The 555-nt window shown below is 40.4% G+C and carries 1 protein-coding gene; it reads right to left on the bottom strand.

Annotated features, from left to right (window positions below; all coding sequences use genetic code 11):
* Positions 1–405, bottom strand: a 405-nt coding sequence (gene holA, locus I6E61_RS14015) for a DNA polymerase III subunit delta (RefSeq protein WP_265091303.1), incomplete at its 3' end; no start/stop codon positions are given.
* Between the last annotated feature and the right edge of the window lie 150 nt (positions 406–555).

Here is a 555-nt window from a genome sequence, read left to right as displayed (position 1 = left end):
GAACACGCCTAGTTTATCAAGGGCTTTAAACCATGCACCACGTTGTACTTCTTGACTGGCTTTAGCGCCTTTAACAATTAAAATAGTATCGGGATTAACCAGCTCAACTACTTTTTTAAAGGTGTTGCTGCCAATAACGCCTGGCTTTTGTTGGTTTAAATCAAGCTCAATAATAGTGCGGGCGCTAAACAGCGACATGCTTTGGTACTGGGCTATAATTTCTTGCCAATCGAATCCTTGCATTAAAGTAAACTTAATTACTTCATCAAAACCTTGTTGTTTAGCACTGTCGCGAATTTGTTGTACGCATTGCGCTTCTTGAAAAGGCTCTTCACCAAATACTAAATAAAAGGGCTTTAGCCCTTTATTTAATTCACTCGGTAGTTGATTAGCGTAGCAGCGCATTATAGTTGCGACAGCTCTCTAACAATACGACGACTGGCTTGCTCACGAATCTCGCTAATGAGTAGCTCAAGCTCTTTTGCTTTTGCTAATGCATGATCCGGATCGTCTTGGTAATTACGGTAAAGCTCAAAACGTTTTTCTATCGCTTTT

The organism is Psychrobacter sp. NZS113 (genome assembly GCF_015864825.1).
Lineage (GTDB): Bacteria > Pseudomonadota > Gammaproteobacteria > Pseudomonadales > Moraxellaceae > Psychrobacter.
This window is presented reverse-complemented; position numbering and strand designations above follow the sequence as displayed.